At 45.0% G+C, this 23,125-nt stretch carries 20 protein-coding genes and 1 pseudogene; 6 read left to right on the forward strand and 15 right to left on the reverse strand.

The annotated features are described in order from the left end of the window. Nucleotides 1-61 precede the first annotated feature (61 nt). The 4 genes from LOZ80_RS19525 to LOZ80_RS19540 are packed head-to-tail and all read left to right on the forward strand — an operon-like array spanning nucleotide 62 to nucleotide 4,055. Complete coding sequence (locus tag LOZ80_RS19525) at nucleotides 62-1,561, forward strand: spore germination protein (protein WP_238166281.1); 1,500 nt, start codon at nucleotides 62-64, stop codon at nucleotides 1,559-1,561. Continuing rightward, the gene (locus LOZ80_RS19530; protein ID WP_238166282.1) at nucleotides 1,558-2,739 is read left to right on the forward strand and encodes a Ger(x)C family spore germination protein; all 1,182 of its coding nucleotides are present in this window, start codon (nucleotides 1,558-1,560) and stop codon (nucleotides 2,737-2,739) included. The genes LOZ80_RS19525 and LOZ80_RS19530 overlap by 4 nt, the downstream gene beginning before the upstream one ends. 3 nt (nucleotides 2,740-2,742) lie before the next feature. Then, the gene (locus LOZ80_RS19535; RefSeq protein WP_238166283.1) at nucleotides 2,743-3,849 is read left to right on the forward strand and encodes a GerAB/ArcD/ProY family transporter; all 1,107 of its coding nucleotides are present in this window, start codon (nucleotides 2,743-2,745) and stop codon (nucleotides 3,847-3,849) included. Then, nucleotides 3,846-4,055: a hypothetical protein gene (locus LOZ80_RS19540; protein ID WP_238166284.1), complete on the forward strand. Its 210-nt coding sequence runs from the start codon at nucleotides 3,846-3,848 to the stop codon at nucleotides 4,053-4,055. Before LOZ80_RS19535 ends, LOZ80_RS19540 begins: the two co-directional genes overlap by 4 nt. A gap of 136 nt (nucleotides 4,056-4,191) precedes the next feature. Here LOZ80_RS19540 and LOZ80_RS19545 read toward each other — a convergent pair whose 3' ends face one another. From LOZ80_RS19545 to LOZ80_RS19580, 8 genes and pseudogenes are all read right to left on the reverse strand, one after another. Continuing rightward, nucleotides 4,192-4,362: a hypothetical protein gene (locus LOZ80_RS19545; RefSeq protein WP_238166285.1), complete on the reverse strand. Its 171-nt coding sequence runs from the start codon at nucleotides 4,360-4,362 to the stop codon at nucleotides 4,192-4,194. Nucleotides 4,363-4,692: 330 nt separating this feature from the next. Then, nucleotides 4,693-5,085, reverse strand: coding sequence for a discoidin domain-containing protein (locus tag LOZ80_RS39530; RefSeq protein WP_443147072.1), 393 nt, complete (start codon nucleotides 5,083-5,085; stop codon nucleotides 4,693-4,695). 54 nt (nucleotides 5,086-5,139) lie between these two features. Beyond that, nucleotides 5,140-6,687: pseudogene (locus tag LOZ80_RS19555) on the reverse strand (glycosyl hydrolase family 8); the annotation flags it as partial. A 261-nt stretch (nucleotides 6,688-6,948) separates the two neighbouring features. Beyond that, nucleotides 6,949-7,794 carry a carbohydrate ABC transporter permease gene (locus LOZ80_RS19560; protein ID WP_238166286.1) on the reverse strand — a complete coding sequence of 282 codons (846 nt, stop codon included), beginning with the start codon at nucleotides 7,792-7,794 and terminating at the stop codon, nucleotides 6,949-6,951. Beyond that, nucleotides 7,795-8,682 carry a carbohydrate ABC transporter permease gene (locus LOZ80_RS19565; protein ID WP_238166287.1) on the reverse strand — a complete coding sequence of 296 codons (888 nt, stop codon included), beginning with the start codon at nucleotides 8,680-8,682 and terminating at the stop codon, nucleotides 7,795-7,797. A gap of 4 nt (nucleotides 8,683-8,686) precedes the next feature. After that, complete coding sequence (locus LOZ80_RS19570) at nucleotides 8,687-9,949, reverse strand: ABC transporter substrate-binding protein (RefSeq protein WP_238166288.1); 1,263 nt, start codon at nucleotides 9,947-9,949, stop codon at nucleotides 8,687-8,689. A 98-nt stretch (nucleotides 9,950-10,047) separates the two neighbouring features. Beyond that, nucleotides 10,048-11,655 carry a response regulator transcription factor gene (locus LOZ80_RS19575; protein ID WP_238166289.1) on the reverse strand — a complete coding sequence of 536 codons (1,608 nt, stop codon included), beginning with the start codon at nucleotides 11,653-11,655 and terminating at the stop codon, nucleotides 10,048-10,050. Next, the gene (locus LOZ80_RS19580) at nucleotides 11,648-13,453 is read right to left on the reverse strand and encodes a cache domain-containing sensor histidine kinase (RefSeq protein ID WP_238166290.1); all 1,806 of its coding nucleotides are present in this window, start codon (nucleotides 13,451-13,453) and stop codon (nucleotides 11,648-11,650) included. The genes LOZ80_RS19575 and LOZ80_RS19580 overlap by 8 nt, the downstream gene beginning before the upstream one ends. Before the next feature lie 224 nt (nucleotides 13,454-13,677). Here LOZ80_RS19580 and LOZ80_RS19585 point away from each other — a divergent pair, with 224 nt between their 5' ends. Further along, a complete protein-coding gene (locus tag LOZ80_RS19585; RefSeq protein ID WP_238166291.1) occupies nucleotides 13,678-15,588 on the forward strand; it encodes a beta-N-acetylhexosaminidase in 1,911 nt (636 codons plus the stop codon). Between the two features lie 462 nt (nucleotides 15,589-16,050). On the opposite strand, the gene LOZ80_RS19590 is transcribed toward LOZ80_RS19585, so the two are convergent. The 7 genes from LOZ80_RS19590 to LOZ80_RS19620 form a co-directional block, all read right to left on the reverse strand. Further along, complete coding sequence (locus tag LOZ80_RS19590; RefSeq protein ID WP_238166292.1) at nucleotides 16,051-17,529, reverse strand: Lsa family ABC-F type ribosomal protection protein; 1,479 nt, start codon at nucleotides 17,527-17,529, stop codon at nucleotides 16,051-16,053. Between the two features lie 258 nt (nucleotides 17,530-17,787). Beyond that, entirely contained in the window at nucleotides 17,788-18,006 is a 219-nt protein-coding gene (locus LOZ80_RS19595) for a helix-turn-helix domain-containing protein (protein ID WP_238166293.1), read from the reverse strand. A gap of 12 nt (nucleotides 18,007-18,018) precedes the next feature. Continuing rightward, nucleotides 18,019-18,498, reverse strand: coding sequence for a DUF2975 domain-containing protein (locus tag LOZ80_RS19600; protein ID WP_238166294.1), 480 nt, complete (start codon nucleotides 18,496-18,498; stop codon nucleotides 18,019-18,021). A gap of 215 nt (nucleotides 18,499-18,713) precedes the next feature. Beyond that, on the reverse strand, nucleotides 18,714-19,913 hold the full coding sequence (locus tag LOZ80_RS19605) for an acetyl-CoA C-acetyltransferase (protein WP_238166295.1): 1,200 nt from the start codon (nucleotides 19,911-19,913) through the stop codon (nucleotides 18,714-18,716). Next, entirely contained in the window at nucleotides 19,910-20,584 is a 675-nt protein-coding gene (locus LOZ80_RS19610; RefSeq protein WP_238166296.1) for a 3-oxoacid CoA-transferase subunit B, read from the reverse strand. The genes LOZ80_RS19605 and LOZ80_RS19610 overlap by 4 nt, the downstream gene beginning before the upstream one ends. Next, entirely contained in the window at nucleotides 20,581-21,288 is a 708-nt protein-coding gene (locus LOZ80_RS19615) for a CoA transferase subunit A (RefSeq protein ID WP_238166297.1), read from the reverse strand. Before LOZ80_RS19615 ends, LOZ80_RS19610 begins: the two co-directional genes overlap by 4 nt. A 14-nt stretch (nucleotides 21,289-21,302) precedes the next feature. Beyond that, nucleotides 21,303-22,088, reverse strand: a complete 786-nt coding sequence (locus LOZ80_RS19620) for a 3-hydroxybutyrate dehydrogenase (RefSeq protein WP_238166298.1) — start codon at nucleotides 22,086-22,088, stop codon at nucleotides 21,303-21,305. Between the two features lie 150 nt (nucleotides 22,089-22,238). On the opposite strand from LOZ80_RS19620, the gene LOZ80_RS19625 reads away from it, so the two are divergent. Continuing rightward, the gene (locus LOZ80_RS19625) at nucleotides 22,239-23,120 is read left to right on the forward strand and encodes a LysR family transcriptional regulator (RefSeq protein ID WP_238166299.1); all 882 of its coding nucleotides are present in this window, start codon (nucleotides 22,239-22,241) and stop codon (nucleotides 23,118-23,120) included. Nucleotides 23,121-23,125: the final 5 nt, after the last annotated feature.

A 23,125-nucleotide genomic window follows, 5' to 3' on the forward strand; every position in this document is an offset into this window, starting at 1 on the left:
AATGCATATCCAAACCCAATATGGAAATACTGGAATTAATTATTAATTAAGGAGCTTGGGTATGCAGCGAAATGATTCCTACCAGAATGCTTCCTCGATCTACGACTGTGAGAACATGCAAGATTTTGTCGGTCAAATCATGCATATCTTGCATGAACCTCCTGATTTGGTCGTACACTCGCTTGTTATTTCGTCAGACATTCAAAGCTTATGTGTTTTTATTGATACTGTGGCCGATCGAGATAAGATTGAACATGAATTACTGCATTTCCTAACTGACAAAACGCTTTTGAGTGATTTGGAATCATCTGATAATCTCATTCACGAATTGCAAGGGAGAATTCCTTTCAGCTTCATTTCAAGTTCATCCGATCTGAAAGTTTGCATCGACAGTTTGCTCAATGGCAGCTGCTTGTTACTGCTTTCCCAGGCAAACCAGGTATTGATCATTAATGCCTCCCAAACGAGTAACCGAACCGTATCAGAACCTCAGACGGAATCCACCGTCCGCGGGCCTCAGGAAGGTTTTACAGAAGATATCGCCATCAACTTGTCACTGCTGCGAAAACGAGTCAAAAACGTCCATTTGCACATCGAGCAAATCACTAAGGGAACAGAAACGAAAACAACGATTAATATGATTTTCCTGGGGAACCTTGCGCCTGTTGAGATCGTGGATGAGTTCCGGCAACGCCTCGCTTCTATCGAAATCGACAGCGTTTTGGACAGTGCATATATCGAGGAATGGATCCAAGACCGGACCTACTCTCCTTTCAAAACTTTACTGGACACAGAGCGCCCTGATATAGTGGCTTCGCACCTGCTGGAAGGACGTATAGCCGTACTCATCGACGGGAGTCCGATTGCCTTGATCGGGCCTATTACCTTTTTCCAATTTTTTATTGCTCCTGACGACTACTATCAAAGAGCTGATGTCGCGTCGCTGCTTCGATTGCTGCGAATACTGTCTTTTATGCTATCTGTATTCGTGCCGTCTCTGTACATAGCAGTCGTTTCTTATCATCAGGAGCTTTTGCCTCACTCCTTGTTGATCAGCATTGCCGCTCAACGGGAAGGCGTCCCTTTTCCTGCCTTTATGGAAGCATTCATCATGATGGTGACGTTCGAACTTCTCCGCGAAGCAGGACTTCGCATGCCCCGCATTGCTGGCCAGGCGATTTCCATTGTTGGCGCATTAGTACTTGGTCAAGCAGCTGTAAGTGCAGGACTTGTTTCCACGGCCATGGTTATCGTCGTCGCCATAACCGCGATTTCCAATTTTGTAATGCCTTCATACAGCTTCGCTATCACGCAGCGGTTGCTGCAATTTTTTTTCATGATCCTGGCTGGCACAATGGGTTTGTTCGGCGTATTGTGCGGAGCGCTGTTTACGATCGTACACTTGGCTTCCATCAAATCTTTCAACATCTCTTATCTCTCTCCCCTTGCGCCGATTTCATTATCCGATTGGAAAGATAGTCTAGTCAGAGTCCCTCGACCCTGGATGAAAACATACCCGCGTTTGAACCGCGCCAAAAGAAAAAGAAGTGGCGGCACATGAGCGCGATAATATGGAAGTGGACTGTCATCTGCCTTTGTATAGGCTGTCTAACAGGATGCTGGGATAAGATTGAGGTCAATCAATTGGCGATTGCCGGGCTGGTTGGAACAGACACGGTGCCGGAGACCCACGAACAGATTGTTTACTACCAAATCATCAACCCCGGTGCGTTCGCTTCCCAAATGGGATCGAACGTCAAATCCCCCGTTTACACGTACAAAGTGCAGGGTCCCAGCAAAGGGGAGTTGGGTTTGAAATCATCGGAAATTTTGCCGCGCAGGTTGTTTACAGATCATTATCAATCCCACATCATTAGCGAAAGGTACGCAAGGGAAGGTTTACGGCCTTTTCTCAACTACTATGAAAGGCAGTACAACAGACGTTCGAGCCTTCTCCTGCTCGTAACGGATTCTCCGCTTGCTGATGTCATGATGACATATATTCCGCTTGAGCGGCTGCAAGGTCGCACCCTGCGTTCGCTTGTCAATAACGTATCCGAATCAACCGGACGGGTTAGCAGAAAATCCAGGGTCAAAGATTTGGTCGAGAACATGGAAACCTCCATGATCACCATCCTTCCCTTGGTCAGCCTTAGTGGATCGAAGCCATCCCTTACTACAGACCGGTACGAACAGATTAATGCTAATCAGAAGAACCTCATACTGACCGGGGGCGCTGTCTTCAAGCATGACCGAATGGTTGGCAAAATGGGGTTGAAGCAAGCCGGCTATTACAATCTACTAAAAGGTGAAGCCAGCAGCTTTTTTGAGTCGGTTGAGATGGATGGAAGTACTGTTGATCTAGCGGCAAGCAAAGTTAAAGTTCATAAATCCTTGTCCATGGTTTCCGGAAAACCGATCTGGATGGTTACGCTAGATATCCGCCTCTCCATCATAAATAACGAGCAAATGAAGGATTTGACCACGGACAACATCGCCAAAATCAAACAACAGTTTAACAACCAAATCATCGAGAAGTCTACGGAGTTATACCTGGAGTCGTGTGAGAAACAGTGGGATTTGTTCGGACTGGAGAACAAGATCAAATACAAGCGAGGAAAAGAATGGGATTATTTGAGAAACCAGAAGAATTCATGGACCCAAACCAAACTGCAAATAAAGGTTAATAGCACGGTTAACGATATCGGTGAGATCATTAATCCGTATAAAGGAGAGTAATAGATGGAACAAAGTAAATTGACCGTTTGGCAATTTTTTGTACTGACACTCTCTTTCTTAATAGGAACTTCATTTTTCTTCCTTCCTGGAGGATTGATCGCCGCTGCCAAGCAAGATGCCTGGATGGTTCCATTGTGGGGTGGCGCCGCAGGCATTCTCATCTCCTTCCTCTGGTTCTATTTAGCTGGCCAATATCCTGGGCTTACAATCGTTCAGATTTGTACCGCAGCTGCCGGCAAAGGATTCGGCGGTCTGCTGGCCCTAATGTACGTAGCCTACTTTACCCAGCTTGCTAGTTTCATCACCAGGAACCTAAGCGATTTCATGAAACAAACCCTCATGCCGCTTACACCATTGACTGTATTCCATGCGATGTTTCTCTTGATTATTGCCTATGCGGTCATCAAAGGAATCGAGACTATCGCCAGGTCGACAGAATTGCTATTTCCCATCGTCACGATGACATTTATCTTTGTGTTCATTTTTGCACTTTCCGAGTGGAACTGGGATCGCTTCCAAGGTATGTTCAGAATGGACGTATGGAAAACAGTCAAAGACACCCGATCCATCTTTGGATTTCCATTTATGGAGGCGCTCATCTTCCTCATGTTGTTTCCCTATGTTCAAGCACGCAGAAAAACTACCTTTATTCTTGCCATCACGGTTGCCACAATCTTATTGAGCGCCACTACATTTTTTACAATCGGCGTGCTGGGTGTTTCCCGCGCTTCTCACGACGCTTACCCGATGTTTGTCATTGTGCAAGAAATTCATGTCGGATTGTTTTTTGAGCATCTCGAATCGACAGTTGCCCTAATTTTGTTGGCGGCTATCTTTATCAAGCTGTCTATCGCCTATTACTGTGCAGTAGCTGGGTTATGTCAATTATTCCAAATCACCAGTCGATCTTGGCTGGCGTTGGCGTTCATTCTACTCATTTCCGGACTTGCCTTAGGCTATGACAATATGGTCGAAAATATAGAATTCAGCAAGAAGCACGACTTCGAGTATTCGTTATTTTTCAGCTTCATCATCCCTGTGCTGCTGCTTCTCATAACATGGATGCGAAGAAGAAAAAAAGAAAAAAAAGAGGAGCCATGTTCCACATGATCTGGTTCATCCTATTCGGCTCTCTCGCGTTGATCATCAGCGTAATCATCATGATTCAAACCCGCAGAAAGACAAAGGAAATCATTGTATTTGCAGCCATCTCACTGCTCGGTTTTGCAGATTGGATAAGCATTTTGATGGACCGAAAATTCAAATCAACCAAACTGATCGGCTTGATTATTGATACGATTTCCTTTTGGAACTAAGCCATCAGCCGCGGGTCCCGTCTGGCTTGATGAAGGGCTGCCAGTCCACTCTTGATTCGGATAAACAAAAGGGCTGCCCCCAGGTTTTAACCCTGGGGCAGCCTTGTACAGACTACAGTTTGTTGTATAATCGAACTCAAACTTGATTTTTGGGGATACCATTTAAACTTGGGACGTAATCAGGGGCCTCGTTGTTCGTGAGCGTTTGTTCTTCTTCGAGGAAACTAGCGTTATTCTGCTGATTGTTCTTTTTATCTGCTTTGTTATCTTCGCGGTCATACTTGGGATCTGCATCATTTTTGGGCATAGTGTTCACCTCCATTATCTCTCAGTTAGTATGAGATGATGGTTGGCCTTTTATTCCAAGAAGATGCCTGCTACTACCGGTTCTGAATTTATGCCATAATGTAACAAAGGTTGATTACTAATTAAGGAGATAACCATGCCCAAACAACGTCAACTCATAGAACCTTCTGACTTCGAGCGAATGAGAGTATTTCAACAGCCAATTTCTGTATTTATAAATGATGAAATTATTGGCGAGAACGTACGCATTCAATCCCACGACGCCGAATTTGTTTTTAGTACTACTGGAGAACGGTACGTTAAAGCAGATTGTAAATTTCTTAGTAAATGATTAAGGATTTGTGCCGTATACTTCAAATTCGAATAATGAATATCCGTAAGAAGTTCCTCTACCCGTGCCATATACTCTTACATATCTGGCACTCTGAGAGGCAATCGTAATATTGTCTATGGCACCATCGCCAGTTGATGTTGAATAGACATCGGTCCAGTTCGTAGGAGCTCCGCTATCTGTAGATATTTGAATCTTGTAAGTCTTCGCATAAGCCGCTTCCCAAGTTAGCTTCACTTGATTTATGTTCTTTACAGAACCAAGATCAACATAGATCCACTGAGGATCAACTCCCTCGACACTTGCCCATCTTGTAGCTGCATTGCCATCGAAGGCTTTGGCCGGTACAAAGCCCGATCCTTCGTTAGAACTGGAGACACCCGTCTTGTTCAGAGCTAGATTGGACGGTGGTGTCGTTCCGCTGGTTGTTGTAGCTGTTGCTGTATTGCTTGGACCGGATAGGTTGCCGGCAGCGTCAACAGCTTTGACCGTGTAGCTGTATGAGGTAGAAGCCGTAAGTCCTGTATCACTGTAAGAAGCAGTTGTTGAGGTTCCAACTTGTGTGCCCGCACGATAAATCCGATACTCGGTAACGCCAACATTATCCGTCGAAGCCGACCAAGTTAAATTAATTTGGCTGCTGGATGAAGCGGCTGCCGCCAAGTTCGCAGGTGACGTAGGCGCTTGCGTATCCGGAACGCTTCCTCCTGCCGCTGGTTTCCACCAATTGCCTGAGATGAACAGCATATTTAAAAGTGTGAAGCTGTCGTCATAATAGCCCGTTTTGTGGCTTTTCATAAAGTCCCAGCCGCTGTTGATCCATGCTTGGTTGCTGCTGCTGGATACGCCGGCTGCAATGAACGGAGCCACGAATACGCCGGCTGGACCGCTAGCCGAACCCGTCACAGTTCCATCCAATTTATATCCGTCTTTCACATTGTTCGGATTGTTGCTTGTTTTCCCTTTAATCCAAGTAGCGATTTTGTCGGCAATTGTTTTGCCTCTCGCATCGCCATATAGCGCATAATCCATCACAATTCGGGTAGGCACGCGAGCTGCATTGTAGTTATATTCATTCGTCTCCGGAAACTCATCCAAATAATTCTGAGGAGCAGGTTGCGGCGGATTGCCTACCACAAAGTCCGAAATCAGACCTGTGTTTGGCGAATAGGACGCACTGAATGAAGTGTAAACACTGTAAAGATTATTAATCACATTCAGCCAAGTTTGATCCCCCGTTACGTCGTAAAAGGCTCTCATATGACTGAGCATCCAATCAGACGGTCTCGTATTCAACACGCTATTACCATCCCAATCGCCAAGGTTCAATCGGTTATTAGTCGTCACATTACTGACTTTAATGCCACTAGTAATCATCTTTTTGGCTTCAGCCAAATAATTGATCGTACCTGCTGATCCCCATTGGTAATGGGCAAGAATCAGGGAATATGCGATATCGATATCCCCATCTGTCGCTGAGTCAAAATGCCCTTGAGCACCCGCGGCATCTGCGACTACCCAACCCATCAAATTATTATTTTGCGAACTTTTGTAAGCTCTGGCTGTCTTAAAAAGGCCGTCGTAAATCGTTTTGGCATTAGCATCATAGCCTGCCATTAAAGCTGTTATTACCATGCCATATCCTTGACCTTCGGAAGAACCCAATGGTTTATACCCATCCGCGCTGCCAGTAATATCACCTTTCACATAATAGCCGCCAGGCAAGGAGGATAAGTTATTTTTAAGATAGCTTGCTTTCCACGAATTATAGTAAGCCGCGACATCCGTATTCAATTGTGCCTGTGTGACATGATTAGGTTTGGTAATCCCACTATAACTGACTTGCTGTGGAAAAGGTTTCTGCTCGCCTGCCGCGCTAGCCCTCTGTTCTAGAGCAGGTGTCAGCAAGGTTGCCGAAACGAAAGTGACGCAAAGCACAGCAATAGAGTACCATTTCAACTTACTCTTAACGGGGTTTACCTTGGCTATATTCATATTAACGCCTCCTGGTTCATTTTTTTTCCAAGCCTGTGAACGCTCCAGATCCCTTGCTTCTGTCACTATCCCCCTTTCGCCAATCGCCCGATAGTATAAGCGTTTAAACTTTTAGGATAAAAGTGATTCTATATGGAAAAGCGAATCAGGCGCTGCGAAAGCTCCGCTTCAGAGAAGCACCCCCGCAGCCCCAGAAACACTGTTATCCTTAGTCATCAAGAAGCGTCTCGACCTGCCAAGCTTCGCTAACACTAGCCAACCCTACTCTTTCACGCCACCGGCAGTCATTCCTTGAACAAGGAACTTCTGAAACAAGATCGCAATAAGCAGAGGAGGCAGGGAAGCCAATACGCCGCCTGTGGCTACCATTCCGAAATCTACTGCGTTCTTACCGCTAAATTCTGAAATGGCGACTGAAATGGTTTTGGCACGAAGCGTTGAAGTAAACAACAGCGAGAAGAAAAACTCATCCCAAGAAAGCAAAAACACAAAAATCATCGTTGCCAAAATGCCAGGTCGCACGATTGGCACTACGATCAAATACAGGATTTGCATACGGCTGCAGCCATCTATCGAAGCCGCTTCATAGAATTCATGCGATACCTGTTTGAAATAACTCTGCATGATCCATATCACAAACGGAATTGCAAAGGTCAAATCAAGAATAATTAAGGTCAATTTGGAATCCAGCATCCCCATTTTTTGAAGCAGGAGATATAAAGGGATGACAATGACAACGGATGGAATCATATAAGTGAATAAGAACAGATAAATCAGTTGTCGCCGGAAGTTAAATTGATATTTGGCAAAAGCATGCGCAGCCAAACCACCGATAAGAAGCGCGATCATAGTAACAGAAACCGCAACCAACAAACTATTGGCCATTGAAATACGAAAAGCATAGGCAATATCTTGATGAGCATTCGTAAAAATATCCATATAGCGTTCAAAGGTAATCCGCTTGGGAATCCACTTCATCGGCACTTCTTGCAAATCAATTTGATACGAAATACTGGAAATGAATAACCAAGCAAAAGGAGCCAATGTGCAGATGGCAATCAGCACGCCAAACGCATACTGGAAAGTCGACAACACGCTGCTTTTCACTTAGATCCCCCCTTCTGCCTTCAGAACTTTCACATAGGCAAATGTAAGAGCAGCTATAAATAGGGCAATCAAATAGGAAAGCGTGGCGCCTTGTGAAAATTGCAAATTGGTAAACGCCTCCAGGTAGGCTTTATAAATAATAACCATTGTGCCATTCGTCGGCCCGCCTTTCGTTAAGGCGTAAATCAAATCAAAGACTTTGAAGGATTCCATCGTTCGCATCACGATCAGCACCAGCACGGTTGGTTTTAAATATGGGAGCGTGAGCACGATCAATCTGCGGAATAGTCCCGCTCCATCGATACTTGCCGCTTCGTATACACTCTTATTCGTCATCTGCAAGGATGCAAGAAAGAAGATACATACGAATGGGGTCATTTTCCAAACATCTGCAAGTATGACCATATTCATGGCTGTCCAAGGGCTGCTAAGCCAAGGCCGATACGCATCGATCAAATGCAACTGAGCTAGCAAACCGTTAAGCGCACCATACTCTGGATGATAAATCCATTTCCACATGGCTGCGTTCACAATAGTTGGAACCGCCCAGGGCAAAATAATGATCGAGCGCAGGAACCCGATTCCCCGAATGTTCTCATTGAGCAAGAGAGCTGCCAACAAGCCTAGAACAAGCTCCAGTGCAATGGAGAATGAGGCAAAATAGGCTGTTCTCCCCAGTGCTTCCCATACTGAAGAGTCGGTTAAAGCTTCAACATAATTATGAATACCTACAAATTGCCCCTTGCTGGCTGAAGTCAGTTCCATGTTCTTGAGACTGTAGATGAAGGTTTGAATCAGCGGATATAAGACAATGCCGAATACCAGGATAAAAGCTGGCAGTATCGTAATTATTGCAAAACGTCGGTCACTCCATCTTTTTCTCAGCATGATGTCATTTACTCGCTATTTCTTTAGCTTTCTCCTGTAGTTTATTTAGTGCATCTTCGGGTGTTTCCTTCCCCGTCAAGGCTTTCTGAACAGAGGTCTGCAGTTCGGTCGACAGTTGCCCATACCATGGAACAACGGGACGATTCACGATATGTTCATATTGCGATTTGGAAACGCTGATTAATTCCGGGCTCGTTGCGACAACTTCGGAGTCGCTGAACAACGATTTCCAGATCGGCAGCGCATCTTTCGCATGTTTTTTCTGGAAGTCTTTGGACGCTAAGAATTGGATATAGTTCCATGTTTCTTCCGGGTATTTACTGTCTTTGGCTATGGACAGGCCCATTCCGCCATTCGCTGTTGCTCCTGGCCCCTTCGAGGTGCCAGGTACTGTAGTTATGCCTACTTTGCCAACAACTTTGGATTCTTTGGGATCGTTGGCCATACCAAGCATATAGGTCCAGTTCAAAGCAAATGCAGCTTTACCGCTTGAGAATACGCCTCTGACATCCTCCTCCAAATATTCAAGGGAACTTGGATTCGTAAGTCCCTCTTTCATCGACTGATACATGAAGTTCAGCGCTTCGATGTTCGGCTTATCATTCAGGGTCGGTTTGCCATCCTTCACCATTTGCCCGCCGAAAGAGGCAGCCATCATCGTATAGTCGACAGATAGTGCTTCTGCTTGTTTCCAAGACCAGACAAGCGGAAAATCAACGATTTTCTTCTCCTTCAAAATCTTCGCATCTGCGATCAATTCGTCCCATGTCGTAGGCGGGTTGCTGATGCCGGCTTGCGTGAGCATCTCTTTATTATAAAATAAATATTTCACGTCATTCAGCCAGGGCATTCCATACAGTTTATTCTCATATTGCATGGCACTTAGCGCCCCGTCAAAAATGTCTTTGCGCGCCGCTTCCGGCACTTTATCCGTAACTTCCTTCAGCACGCCGGCTTTTACAAATTTCGCTGTCCATGGCGCGTCGATTAATACGGCGTCATAGCTGCCATTGGAAACAAGAATTTTCTGCTCCAGTGCTTCATAAGGAACAAATGTCGTCTCCACCTTAATATTAGGGTTCGCTTTGATAAAAGCATCGGTTGCTTCCTTGATAGCGTCTTCGCTATACCCCGCTTGCTTCATGAAAAGCGCATTAAGCGTAATGCTTTTCGGCTTTGTCGGAGTTTCCTGATTGCTTGTGCATCCTGCTAAAAAACTGCTTACTAGTACCGATGACACGATCATGACTGTCAGCTTCTTCATCATAACTTCCCCCTAGATTTCGTAAAAATTGTAGAATGCTTCTTAGCTGACCTCATCATATAATGATCGATACCGCATGCACATTTATTATCTCGACCCCTTTATGGACGATTTATACTTTTAAGATTGTTTTTCCTGAAATCCGTTGGGTTCAGCCCGTACGTTTTATTAAAGAGGCGGTTGAAATAAAAGGGATCTGGAATGCCGACCAGCTCGGCAATCTCTTTGATGCTAAAATCGGGGTTTTTCAACAGCTCTCTGCCTTTCTCCAACCTTAGCTCATTGAGGAAATTCACGATCGTTTTTCCCGTTTCCTTCTTGAAGAGACGCGTCAGATAGCTCTCGTTCATATTCACAACACTTGCCATCATCTGAAGCGTTATCTTCTGATCGATATGTTTGAGCATATAGGCGATAATGGCACGTATTTCCTTGCGATATTTGGATGATACAGGAATGACATTTTGGCTAAAATAACTCACTGCTCGCACGAATGCTTCTCTGACTTCCGCTAGGTTATCTCCCCTGCTGAGCTGCTCGCGCACCTGTTCGGGCAGTAATGGGTGCTCACTCTCCGCATTGAATGCCTCACAGCTATCAAGAACGGCTGATATGGCTTTCTTGAATTGAACAGGAGGAACCCTTCCTTGTTTTGCTTTCTCATACATATCATCAAAGCAGCCAAGATATGCTTCCTTATTGCCTGAACGGATATGTTCAAGCAGGTTATCCTGTTCATGCAGCATGTTTTTCTTTCCATCAAACACCGCATCTCCGACATGAATCACGATGGCATCAGTCTTATAGAATCGCAGTTCAACTGCTTCCTTACATGATCTATAGGCATCTCTTACTTGTTGCAAGCTGGCAAATGAGGCGCTGATAACAACGTTTACGCCAAGATTCAAATAGAGCTTCAGCAGCTTGGCAATCCGGTTTGCAAACTGCAGCTTGGCAGTCGCGCTCTCATACTTATTGCGATCTGGAAGAACAACCACATAGTCACGTTCACTGATTTCAGAGAACTCCATCACGAAAGAGACATCGACCATCTCCGATATGATATTGCTAATCGCGAATGCCAACAGATGCTTCTGCGTCCATTTGCCGCTATTCATCGTTTGCACATACTCGTCTATTGTGATTAACAACAAAAAATTGCGCTTGGGATCGATCTGAATGTTCAGCTTCTGCGCCTGCCTCTCTACTTCCGGCTCCGACATGTTGCTGAAATAGACCAAATCTTTGAAGAAATTTGTCCGAGCTAACATGAGATTCTCAATCTGTGCGACTTCCTTTTGCCGCTCTAGTTCTTGTTTCTTTTTTTCTGACAAGAGCTGATTGGCAGCATTGTTTATACTATCTAGCAGGTTCTCCGGCTTTAAGGTTACCTTGAGCAAATAATCAATGGCCCCAAGCTTCATCGCTTCTCTAACCAAATCGAATTCACCATAATTGCTTATTGCGATAATTTTCCCACTGAAGAATTGGGCTTCCTTTAGCCTCTGTATGAGTTCAAGGCCATTTAACCGAGGCATCTTGAGATCCGTTATGACAATATCAGGCGTGTACTGTTCGACTAGGGCCATCGCCGCTTCCCCATCCTCTGCTGCGCCAATCAACTCGAATCCGTGCTGCTCCCACGGAATCATCATTTTGAGCCCGATTCGGATAATTTTTTCGTCATCAACAATTAATACTTTACTCATCCGCACGACTCCCTATCTCTGCCAAAGGCATTATTAAGCTTACCGAAGTGCCTCTGCCTACCTCACTCTGAATCGTGATTCCGTATGCTTCACCGAAATGAAGCTTGATTCGTTCATTAACATTTGAAATCCCAATATTGGAAAGCCGCTGCTTAGCTATATTCGGGGTATCCAGCAGCTGCTGAACTTTATTCGGGCTCATCCCTTTGCCATTATCCACAATGTTGATTTGAATATGACCTTCGAACCGCTTGGCCGTTATAACGATCTTATTATGGTCAGCCTGTTCATCCAAGCCATGGATGATCGCGTTTTCAACAATAGGCTGCAGGATGAATTTAAGAATGCCACTTTCCATCAACCCCTTATCAATCTGATGCTCGACCTCAAACGTAGCGCCATAGCGCAACCTCTGTATAACGATATAGTTGTTAATGTTATCCAATTCCGCACGCAGTGAAATCATTTCACTCGTCTCTACAATGGTGCTCCGCAGCAATTCGGCCAGCGCCCCAAGTCCATCGCTTACACTTACAGCTTGATTGAGCATTGCAGTCCACTTGAGAGAATTCAGCGTATTGAACAAAAAGTGAGGATTAATTTGTGCCTGCAGCATTTGCAGTTCAACTTCCCTTTTCTTCACTTGCTCATTCCTTGTCTGTTCGATCAAATTGCTTATTTGCAAAACCATCGTATTGAATCTCGTTGACAAAAAGCCGATCTCATCTTGGCTGCGATCTTCATTGGTTGCCTGTAAATTCCCCAACGCCAACTGTTTCATGGAATGCGTTAATCGCTGCAGGGGATTGGAAATACTGCCTGAAATTACAAAAGTCAATAAAAGTGAAAATAAGAGACAGAGCACAGTGGCAATCAACATATACGGAACGATCGTACTGGTTTCTTTATTCAAATAAGAGGTAGGAATCGTGCTTACCAAGTACCATCTTGCCGTAGAATCGTAGGAATAAGCGACCAATGAGCCATTATGATGCCATGATGAAATGAAAGCACGTTTGCCTTTCTTCTCATTTTCGGTAATTTTGTTCAACAGATCCTTGCTTTGATCCAGCGTGCGCCCAACCGGCATATCCATATTCCTGGAGGAAAGAACACTGCCTTGCGGGTCGATCATGAATAAATCCGCCCCCTCCCCCATATTGACGTCCTCATAAATATCTCGGGAATAAAAACTTTCTTTAATGGCAATAAAGATATAACCTACCGTATTGAGCCAATTCGATCCTGAATGGATTTCGCGCGCAAGCACGATGCAATCTACGCCATTCTGAGTGACAACATGCGTCCAAATATCATTTCCTTTGCGTTCAGCAATCATCTGGGTCAAAGGCTCTATGTCCTGCGCGAGCAGCTTGTCATAGCCCAAATCATAAACGAGCTCTTTGGACTTATTATAGATTTGCATCGATTTAATATGATTCAACAGCTTGCGGCCGCTAAACGTCTGATTTACCTCATAATAAGTATCCATAACCGACTGAGCGTCGAGTTCTGTTGCATTTTCCAAATTCTTTTGAACGAGACTATTCATCATTACTTGGTTGCTCAAGTAGTCTAGTTTACGGTTCTCTCTTTTAATCTCATCGCGAACTTGGTCCAAGATTTGCAAGGAATACGTACCTATCTTCGTATGAATAGCTTCACTGGATTGGGTATAGGCAATAAGTGTCATTGAAAATAAGGGGATAATCGATAATAAGATGAAAGATACAATCAATCGATGCTTAATTTTCGATTTTCGCAATAAATTGGGCAGCCAATTGAATTTTATGGACAATCCTGACCTCACCTCTCTCTTTTAGAAGTAGCAAATCATAGTATTCGATAAAACACCCAGTAACCCTTTATTTACCATTTAGTCAAAATCCACTGTCCCTCTCAACTGAAAATGTGAAATTATGATTGAAATCCAAACTTATCCTATGTAATACTGGATGAAACAATCAAAATCATGTAAGATTTAGAGTGATAACTTGTAACTCGCTTAGGAGGATATGACAGATGAAATTGCATTTCGAAGGGGATTTAACCTCCTTGCTATCCGGCATTCAGATATTGTCGAAGGAGCTTGGCATTATCGAGGCCGAAGATGGACTAACCGTCCATGTCGAACCATCGACTGGCGGCCTGGAAGTTGGCTTGGAGCAAGGAAAAGCGTATATCCGCTATGAACGGAAACATCAATTCTACCGTGGTCTCGGTTTGCTCGTACAGCATGGCCGCAGCGGAGAGTTGTTCCAGATTCAGGAGAAGCAGCAGTTCGATACCATCGGACCGATGTTCGATCTATCGCGCAATGCGGTACTTACGGTGGACAGCTTCAAATTCATGCTGAACAAGATGGCATTGATGGGGATGAACACCGTCATGCTGTATTTGGAAGATACGTACGAAATTAGCGGCGAGCCCTACTTCGGTTATATGCGCGGACGCTATTCGCATGCGGAGCTCAAGGAAATTGACGATTATGCAGACCAATTCGGCATCGAGGCGTTTCCAAGCATTCAGACACTTGCCCATCTGGAAGAGTTCTTGAAATGGGAGCCCGTTAAGCATTACAAGGATACGAAGGGTGCTCTCCTCGTCGGCGAAGACAAGACGGATCGTCTCGTCGAGCGCATGATCGAAGCCATCAGCGCTCCGTTCCGCAGCCGCAAAATCCATATCGGCATGGATGAGGCGGAAGAGCTCGGACGCGGCAAATATTTGGACCTTAACGGATATACAAGCCGTTTCGATATTATGACAGCACATTTGGACAAGGTGCTGAATGTTGTGCGCAGTCGCGGTTTGAAGCCGATGATGTGGAGCGATATGTTTCTGAAGCTGGCTTCGAATGGCGGCGATGAGTACTATGATGAGGATACCCAAATTCCGGAAGAGATGGCGAGCCGCATCCCCAAAGATGTGGACATGGTGTATTGGGATTACGTCCACACCGAGCGTGAGGATTATGAGAACCTGATCGCCAAGCATCGTCCGCTTGGCTGCAATCTCGTATTTGCCGGTGCTGTATGGGTATTTAACACATTCGGCGTGAATTACGGATTGTCGTTGAATGCGACAGACACGGCTTTGCAAGTATGTAAAAAAGAAGGCATTCGCGAAGTATACGCCACGATGTGGGGTGATGACGGAATGGAAAGCAATCCGTATATCGCTTTGCTGGGCTTGCAGCTTTATGCGGAGCATGCCTACACCGAGGGTAGTCCCGATTGGAATCGAGTCGCAGAGCGGGTCAAGTTCTGCACGGGCATTGAGGCTGACGCGTATTTGCAGCTGAAGTATTTGGACGAAACGCCTGGCTCTGAACCGGATAACCGGAAGCAGAGCAACCCTTCGAAGTTTCTCTTGTACCAAGATGTGCTGCTGGGGATGTTCGACAAGCAAATCGAAGGTCTCCCCATGTCTGCCCATTATGCTCAGCTGGAGCAGGACATTCACAGCCGCCGCGCAAGCGACGCGGAGCTTGATTATTTGTTCGACGTGCCGCAGAAGCTGTGCAGCGTCCTGAAGCAGAAAAGCGAGATCGGCATCGAGCTGAAGCGCGCGTACGATAAGGACGATAAGGAGTCGTTGCGGCGGATTGCGACTGAAGTGCTCCCAGCCATTTCGGGTGCTGTGAGGGAGCTGCGCGCAGCCCATCGTACCCAGTGGCTGAGCATGTACAAACCTTTCGGCTGGGAAGTCATCGACATCCGTTACGGAGGTGTCGTGAACCGTCTGGACACAGCTTCACTCAGACTTCTCGATTACGCAGATGGCCGAATCGGTCAAATCGAAGAGCTGGAACAAGAGCGTTTGTTGTACAGCACGACGAACCGCTTCACGAATAAGGGCGTTGGCTGGTGCAGCTACTATTACCGGATGGCTTCGCCAAACGTCTTCTTCCATGTTTTGAACCCTTTTTAACTCGCGTGTGATGTGCCAAAATAACAAACGGAGCCCCCGAACGTGAGGGGCTCCGTTTGTTATTTGGAAACTGTTATGCTTAGAAAATAGCCTCTTCAAAGTAAGCAATCCTGTTAAAGGGAACTACAAGACGCTATTTAGGCAAAAAGCTGGGATGCTATGGCAATAGCGGAACTACAGGGTCTTATTTCCGCGAAAAGCGCTGAATTTCCCACGAATCAGCAAAATAGCGAACCGTAGTTCCCTCAACCTCGTGATAATGACACTTTTTGCCAGAATAGCGAACTGTAGTTCCCTTTCCTCCGCCCGAGGCAGCTGTGGGAACTCTTCGATCACTCCACAAACCTGCGGTTACGCCACTGAAATTCGCTTTAGATTCACCGCAAAAATCGCCGTTGCTCCCTACAGAAAAGTTTTGCAAGAAAACCATGCCGCACCAGCAATGCTCCCTGCTTGGTTCAACTAGAGTTCAATGACCTTTGTTGCCACATTTTCACAGAATTCCCTGTCATGCTCGACAAAAAGAATCGTTGGTGTGTATTCAAGCAGCAACTCTTCAATTTGCATGCGAGAAATAATATCGATAAAATTAAGCGGCTCATCCCAGATGTGCAAATGTACATGCTCACTGAGACTTTTTGCAATTAATACTTTTTTCTTTTGCCCTCCGCTAAATGAGGAAATATCCTTCTCAAATTGACTTCTGGAAAAATCAAGCTTCCTTAAAATGGATTTAAACAGGCTTTCATCAACTCCGCAGTCGGCCGCGTAATCCGATAAATTGCCTTTGAGATGGGAGGTATCCTGTGAAACGTAAGATATTCTCAATTGACTGTCTTTCCTGAAGCTGCCTGTATAACTCATTTCCTCACCACAAATAAGTTTGATGATGCTTGATTTTCCTGAGCCGTTTTTACCGGAAAGCGCAATTCGCTCCCCCTGCTCAATCGTAAAACTTAGATCGGAACAAACCATCTTATCACCATAAAAAATGGAAACACGATCAAGTTCAGCAAGTTGGTTTTTATGAAAAGCAAGCTGTGATATCTCTAAACTTTCTGAGCTCTCGATATTTTTGAGAAGTTTAGATTTTTCACTAACAGCAGTTTGCTGCCTTTGCTCAATTGATTTAGAGCGCTTCATCATTTTAGCCGCTTTGTGGCCAATATATCCTTTATCTACCTTGGAACCGGAATTTCTTGTTCCGTTTTTTGTTTTTTCCACTTCATGCGACCAGTTGCCCGTCCGTTTAGCGGAATCTGTCAAACGTCTGATGTCTTTTCTAAGTTTTTCATTCTCGGCAAGTTCAAAATTATCTTGCCTTATTTTATTTTCCCACCAACTTGAAAAATTGCCTTTTTGAATTTCGATGTTGGTCTTATTGATTGAAAGTATGTGATCTACACAGTTATCAAGAAAAGATCTGTCGTGAGACACCAGAATAAATCCGCTTTTGGATTTGAGATAATCACTAACCAGTTTTCTTGCATGCATGTCAAGATGATTAGTTGGTTCATCGATTAGCAGAAAGCTATTTTCCTTAATAAATAAAGTGGCTAACAAAACTTTCGTCTGCTCCCCATTAGACAAGGAATCAAATGGCCGATACAAAACATCCTCAGAAACCTTTAATAAAGAAAGCTCACGCATTAACTGCCAGTGTACATAGTCCGGAAAAATGTCGTTGATGACATCAAGCGTATTATTTTCTTTATTTTCTACTGGGAAGGGGAAATACTCAAAACTGACATTGGCAGAAATAGTTCCACTGTACTCATATTTACCAAGCAACAAATTGAGAAATGTTGTCTTGCCTCTCCCGTTTCTTCCTGTAAATCCTAATTTCCAATCAGAATCGATTTGGAAATTGACATGTTCAAAAATGTTATCGTAACTTCCTTCATAGGCATATGTGAGGTTTGTAACATTGATTAATGACATATCCTTATCCTCCTGTATAAAAAATAAAAGCTACAAGAAAGTTACATTCTTGTAGCTCAAATAAATACAGTTAATCAACCCCTGCACGGAGTTAAATAAAGATATCGGTTGAGTGAAAGAATATGTAACTTTCTTGCATAGCAAATAAAACATGCGAAAATATCGCTTTACTGTTTTATCGTTAGCAAGAAATCCTACATTATTCTTTCAACTCCAGTCCTTAATTTAAAAGCATTATATCATCCTTGTGATTCAATTTCAACAATCGTCTCCATCACTTTTGTATTCTAGAATATCGCCAGGTTGACAATCTAAAGCCTTGCAAATCGCCTCTAACGTGGAAAATCGAATCGCTTTTGCCTTTTCATTTTTCAAAATAGAAAGATTCGCCATTGTAATTCCAACTCTCTCCGAAAGTTCTGTCACACTCATTTTTCTCTTCGCCAGCATCACATCAATATTGATAATAATCGCCATGTTTTATCCACCTCAGACCGTTAAGTCATTTTCTGATTTTATCTCTATGGCATTTTTCAAAAGCTTTTGAAGTACAGCAGCAAAAACTGCAATCACCAGGGAAGCAAAAATCATGAGCATTCCGATTACAATGACACCAGGGGCATCGTCTTTCTCCGCCACGAGATAGAAGAGCGGCATGCCTACCACATACAAGCTGCTGATTGCGATTGCACAATATTTAATATTTTTTAAAACTTGTACAGATAATTCTGAGAAAGCTTTGTTCTTGTCAATATAACTTAAAAGTTTAAAAGCTTGATACAGAGCAAAGTAAAACGGTATAGCAGTAGCATACAAATCGATAAAAACAAGATATTTCATATAAGTATGATCTGGATACAATTCTACTGTATAATTCGCTATCTCTGGAACCAAAAATATGCACAAAGCAAGAACTGGGATTCCAATAAGAATTACGGCTGCCTTCAAAAAGAATGTTTCTCGTTTCATAACATGCACCTCACTTAGTTATTGTCAGTTTGATTTTAAATTAATATTTATCGTTTTGCAATATATAATTATCGATATTTATTTTATCCAATGACAAAACCTACTGGAGTCCGGAAGTTGCTTACGAATAATCACCTTCACTTGTAGAACAAAAAGTCTTCCAAGCGGACTGCCTTGGAAGACTTTTCGTCATATAAAGATCGCATGATTTACCCCTATTTCGCTTCGAATGACCCTCGTTCAACCAGCATAGCTACACCTTGACCGCCACCAATGCAGAGAGCGGCTAAGCCTAATTTGCCATCCCGCTTCTCCAATTCATGAAGCAGGGATACGAGAACACGAGCCCCGCTTGCTCCGATTGGATGTCCTAAAGCTAGTGCGCCACCATTGACATTCAGCTTATCTGAGGGAATGCCTAGGTCTCGCATGACAGCCAGAGATTGTGCCGCGAAAGCTTCATTCATTTCAAACAAGTCGATATCATCCACGGAAATGCCCGTTTTCTTAAACACTAAGCGAGCTGCCCCAATGGCTCCAAGCCCCATCATCGATGGTTCAAGTGCGAAGCTGGCGTAGCTGCGGATGCGGGCTAGCGGCATCAAGCCAAGCTCCCCCGCCTTCTCCGCAGACATCACGACCAGCGCAGCGGAGCCATCGTTAATGCCCGAAGCATTACCTGCTGTGACCGTTCCATCTCGCTTGAAAGCCGGCTTCAGCTTCGCTAGCGTTTCCCCGGTCGTTCCAGCACGGGGGAACTCGTCTTGGGCAAAGCTCAGCGGTTCACCCTTGCGCTGTGGAATAGAAACCGTTACGATTTCATCGACGAAACGGTCTGAACTCAGCGCTCGCTGCGCTTTTTCCTGGCTCCTTACGGCGAATTCATCCTGCTCCGCACGTGAAAGCCTGTAGCGCTCCGCCACATTTTCGGCGGTCATGCCCATGTGGATGTCGCACATGGCGCACCATAGCCCATCACGGATCATCGAGTCTACTAGGGGAGCATCGCCCATGCGAAGGCCAGCACGCGTACCATGAAGCAAGTATGGCGCTTGGCTCATGTTCTCCATACCGCCAGCAACGACGATGTCGGCATCGCCCAGCTTTACAGCTTGAGCTGCCAACATAACGGCTTTCAAGCCTGACCCGCAAACTTTGTTAATCGTCATAGCGGGTATGCATTCATTGAAGCCGGCTTGAAGCCAGGCTTGCCTCGCCGGATTTTGACCTATTCCGGCTTGCAGCACATTGCCCATGATCACTTCGCTCACTTGATCGTCCCTGATATGGGCCCGCTTTAACGCTTCCCGTATGGCTATGCTGCCGAGTTCAGGTGCGCTGACACCCGAGAGTGCTCCCATGAAATTTCCAATTGCTGTGCGTACAGCACTCACAATAACAACTTCTGCGCTCATGTTTGTCTTCCCTCCGTGACTTGTCCGCTGTTCAAATGGGGGGAGACGAGAAAGGCTGCATCAGTTTTCGCTAACACTTCATCCAATGTAACTTCTGGCTGCAATTCAATTAGAACCATCTTTCCAAAGGTAAAATCAAAAACCGCCAAATCTGTAATCAGTCGGTCAACTACGCCCTGCCCTGTGAGGGGTAAGGTGCACGCTGTTTTCACTTTGGACTCTCCGTATTTATTAACATGCTCCATAATAACAACAACGCGCTGTGCGCCGCTGACCAGATCCATGGCGCCTCCCATGCCTTTGACCATTTTGCCTGGGATCATCCAGTTGGCTAAATCACCGTTGCCTGCTACTTCCATTGCACCAAGAATCGCCAAGTGAATATGCCCGCCTCGAATCATTGCGAAGGACTCGGCGCTGTCAAAGTAAGAGGCGCCAGGGATCGCGGTGATCGTTTCTTTGCCGGCATTAATTAAGTCCGGATCTTCTTCTCCTTCCAGTGGATAAGGACCTATACCGAGCAGCCCGTTTTCCGAGTGAAGCATGACATTCATGTCTTGCGGTATATAGCTGGCAATCCTAGTAGGCAAACCGATGCCCAGATTGACATACATACCATTCTGAATCTCTTGTACGGCTCGTTTTACAATTTTCGTACGGTCGTCACTCATGTAGTCATCCCTCCAGTTTGTACCGTGAGGCGCTCAATCCGTTTTTGAATGCTCGTGCATTTCACGATCCGCTGCACATAAATGCCAGGCGTATGGATTTCATCCGGATGAAGCTCCCCTGCCTCCACGATTTCCTCGGCCTCTACGATGGTTACTTTCCCTGCGGTTGCAGCGATCGGGTTGAAATTCCGCGACGTTTTGCGGAAGACCAGGTTGCCCAGCATATCGGCTTTCCATGCTTTTACAAGGGCAAAATCCCCGACAATTCCACGTTCCAATAGATACGTGCGTCCTTCAAACACTTTATGTTCTTTGCCCTCAGCAACTAACGTGCCAACACCAGTAGCCGTGTAAAAAGCGGGAATTCCTGCACCACCGGCTCGAATCCGCTCCGCAAGAGTTCCTTGTGGGACCAGTTCCACTGCAAGCTCTCCGCTTAAAAATTGCTTCTCGAACGTTTTATTTTCGCCCACATAGGAAGATATCATTTTCTCAATTTGCTTATTAGCCAGCAGCAACCCAAGTCCCCAATCATCAACACCGCAATTGTTGCTAACTACGGTCAGTCCTGTAGTTCCCTGTTCTTTCAGAGCACCGATCAAATTCGCTGGAATACCGCACAGCCCGAATCCTCCGACAATCAAAGTGTCACCGCTATGTATATCCTGTATCGCTTCAGATATTGAAGCATATAGTTTACTCATTCAATAACCTCCTCCTACTGTGCCGTGTAGCCTCCGTCAATGAGCAGGGAAGCCCCCGTAACACCCTTCATCTTGTCGCTGGCAATCAGCATGGCATAATCAGCGATTTCTTCCACAGACAAGAGCCTCTTTTGCGGGACAAGTGGATAAATCACTTCTTCTAAAACTTTATCTACATGAACATTGCGTGTTCGGGACAAATCTTCCAATTGCCCCCTCACAAGCGGCGTATCGACATAGCCGGGACAAAGGGCATTCACGGTAATACCGTGAGACGCCCCCTCCAGAGCGGCAACCTTCGTTAAGCCGATTAAACCATGCTTCGCACTATTATATGCAGCTTTGCCAGCGAACCCGATGACACCATTAATCGATGCCATATTAATAATGCGTCCATAGTTTTGGCGTTTCATGATGGGAAAAGCATGTTTAATGCCAATAAAAGCGCCTGTCACCATCACTTTAAGCATAAACTCGAACTTATCGACCGGAAAATCCTCAATCGGCGATACATGCTGTAATCCCGCATTATTGACGAGAATATCCAATGTTCCGTAAGCCTGTTCTGTTTTGCGAATAACGTCCAGATACTGCTCTTCCTTCGTGACATCGCAGCCAAACCCGATCACATCGAAACCTGCTAATCTCAAATCCTCAACCGCCAAACCAGCCTTTTCTTCATTGACATCAGCAATGACAACTTTGGCTCCTTCTCGTGCATAAGTGCGGGCAATTTCAAGACCGATTCCACTTGCAGCACCAGTAATCAAAGCGACTTTATTTTCTAGAAATCTTGTCATTGCTTATACCTCCGCAGCTAAAGATTACAAAAATCAAATTGGATTAAAACGCTTACAAATATAATTATATTTTACAACCGGATCAACAATAGGTAAAATTCATTAATAGAATGTTTACCATGCAAATTGTCTATAGGTTGGTGAAGGTCCATGGATTTAAAGCAATTAACCTATTTGCTTGAGATTGCCAAGCAGCTTAATTTCACGAAGGCCGCGGAGTCCTTGCATTTAACCCAACCAACACTGAGCAAAATGGTGAAGGGACTTGAAGAAGAGCTAGGCGTAACGCTATTTGACCGATCAGGTAAGTTCATTAAACTGACGGATGCTGGCACCGCCGCTATTCAGCAGATTCAGTTGATCGTCCAATCCGTTCAAGATCTGCACACTATTCTTAATGACGTATCCAACTTGCGGACAGGTTCCATACGGATTGGCTTGCCCCCCGTGATTGGGACCCTCTTCTTCCCCAGCGTTGTTGCCAACTTCCAAAGGGAATATCCACACATCGATTTCCATATCGTAGAAGAAGGTGCCAAAAAAGTGGAAAGCCGCATTCTGGAAGGACAGCTCGATCTCGCTGTGGTTGTTGCGCCTGTAGAATCGGACGATTTTGAAGTCATGCCTTATTTAAATGAGGAGTTAGCCCTTATTCTCCACGAATCGCACATTTTGGCTGAGAAGGCCTCAGTGGACCTACTGGACTTAAGAAAAGAAGCGTTCATTTTGTTTCCTGGCGGCTTTGCTGTTCGGAAGCATATTATGCAGGCCTGCAGCAAAGTCGGTTTTGAGCCGCGCGTCATCTATGAAAGCGCACACTGGGATCTGCTTGCTGAAATGGTAGCAGCTAACACAGGCATTTCTATCCTTCCGCAAGCTATTTGCAGCAAAATCACCAATTCTTCCGTGAAAACGGTACGTTTAACGAATCCTACCATTCCTTGGAATCTGATTATTATTTGGCATAAAGATAAATATCAATCCTACGCCATGAGGGAGTTTATTCGATTCATTCAGGCATCGCAAAATTAATCTTA

The organism is Paenibacillus sp. HWE-109, assembly GCF_022163125.1.
GTDB lineage: Bacteria > Bacillota > Bacilli > Paenibacillales > NBRC-103111 > Paenibacillus_E.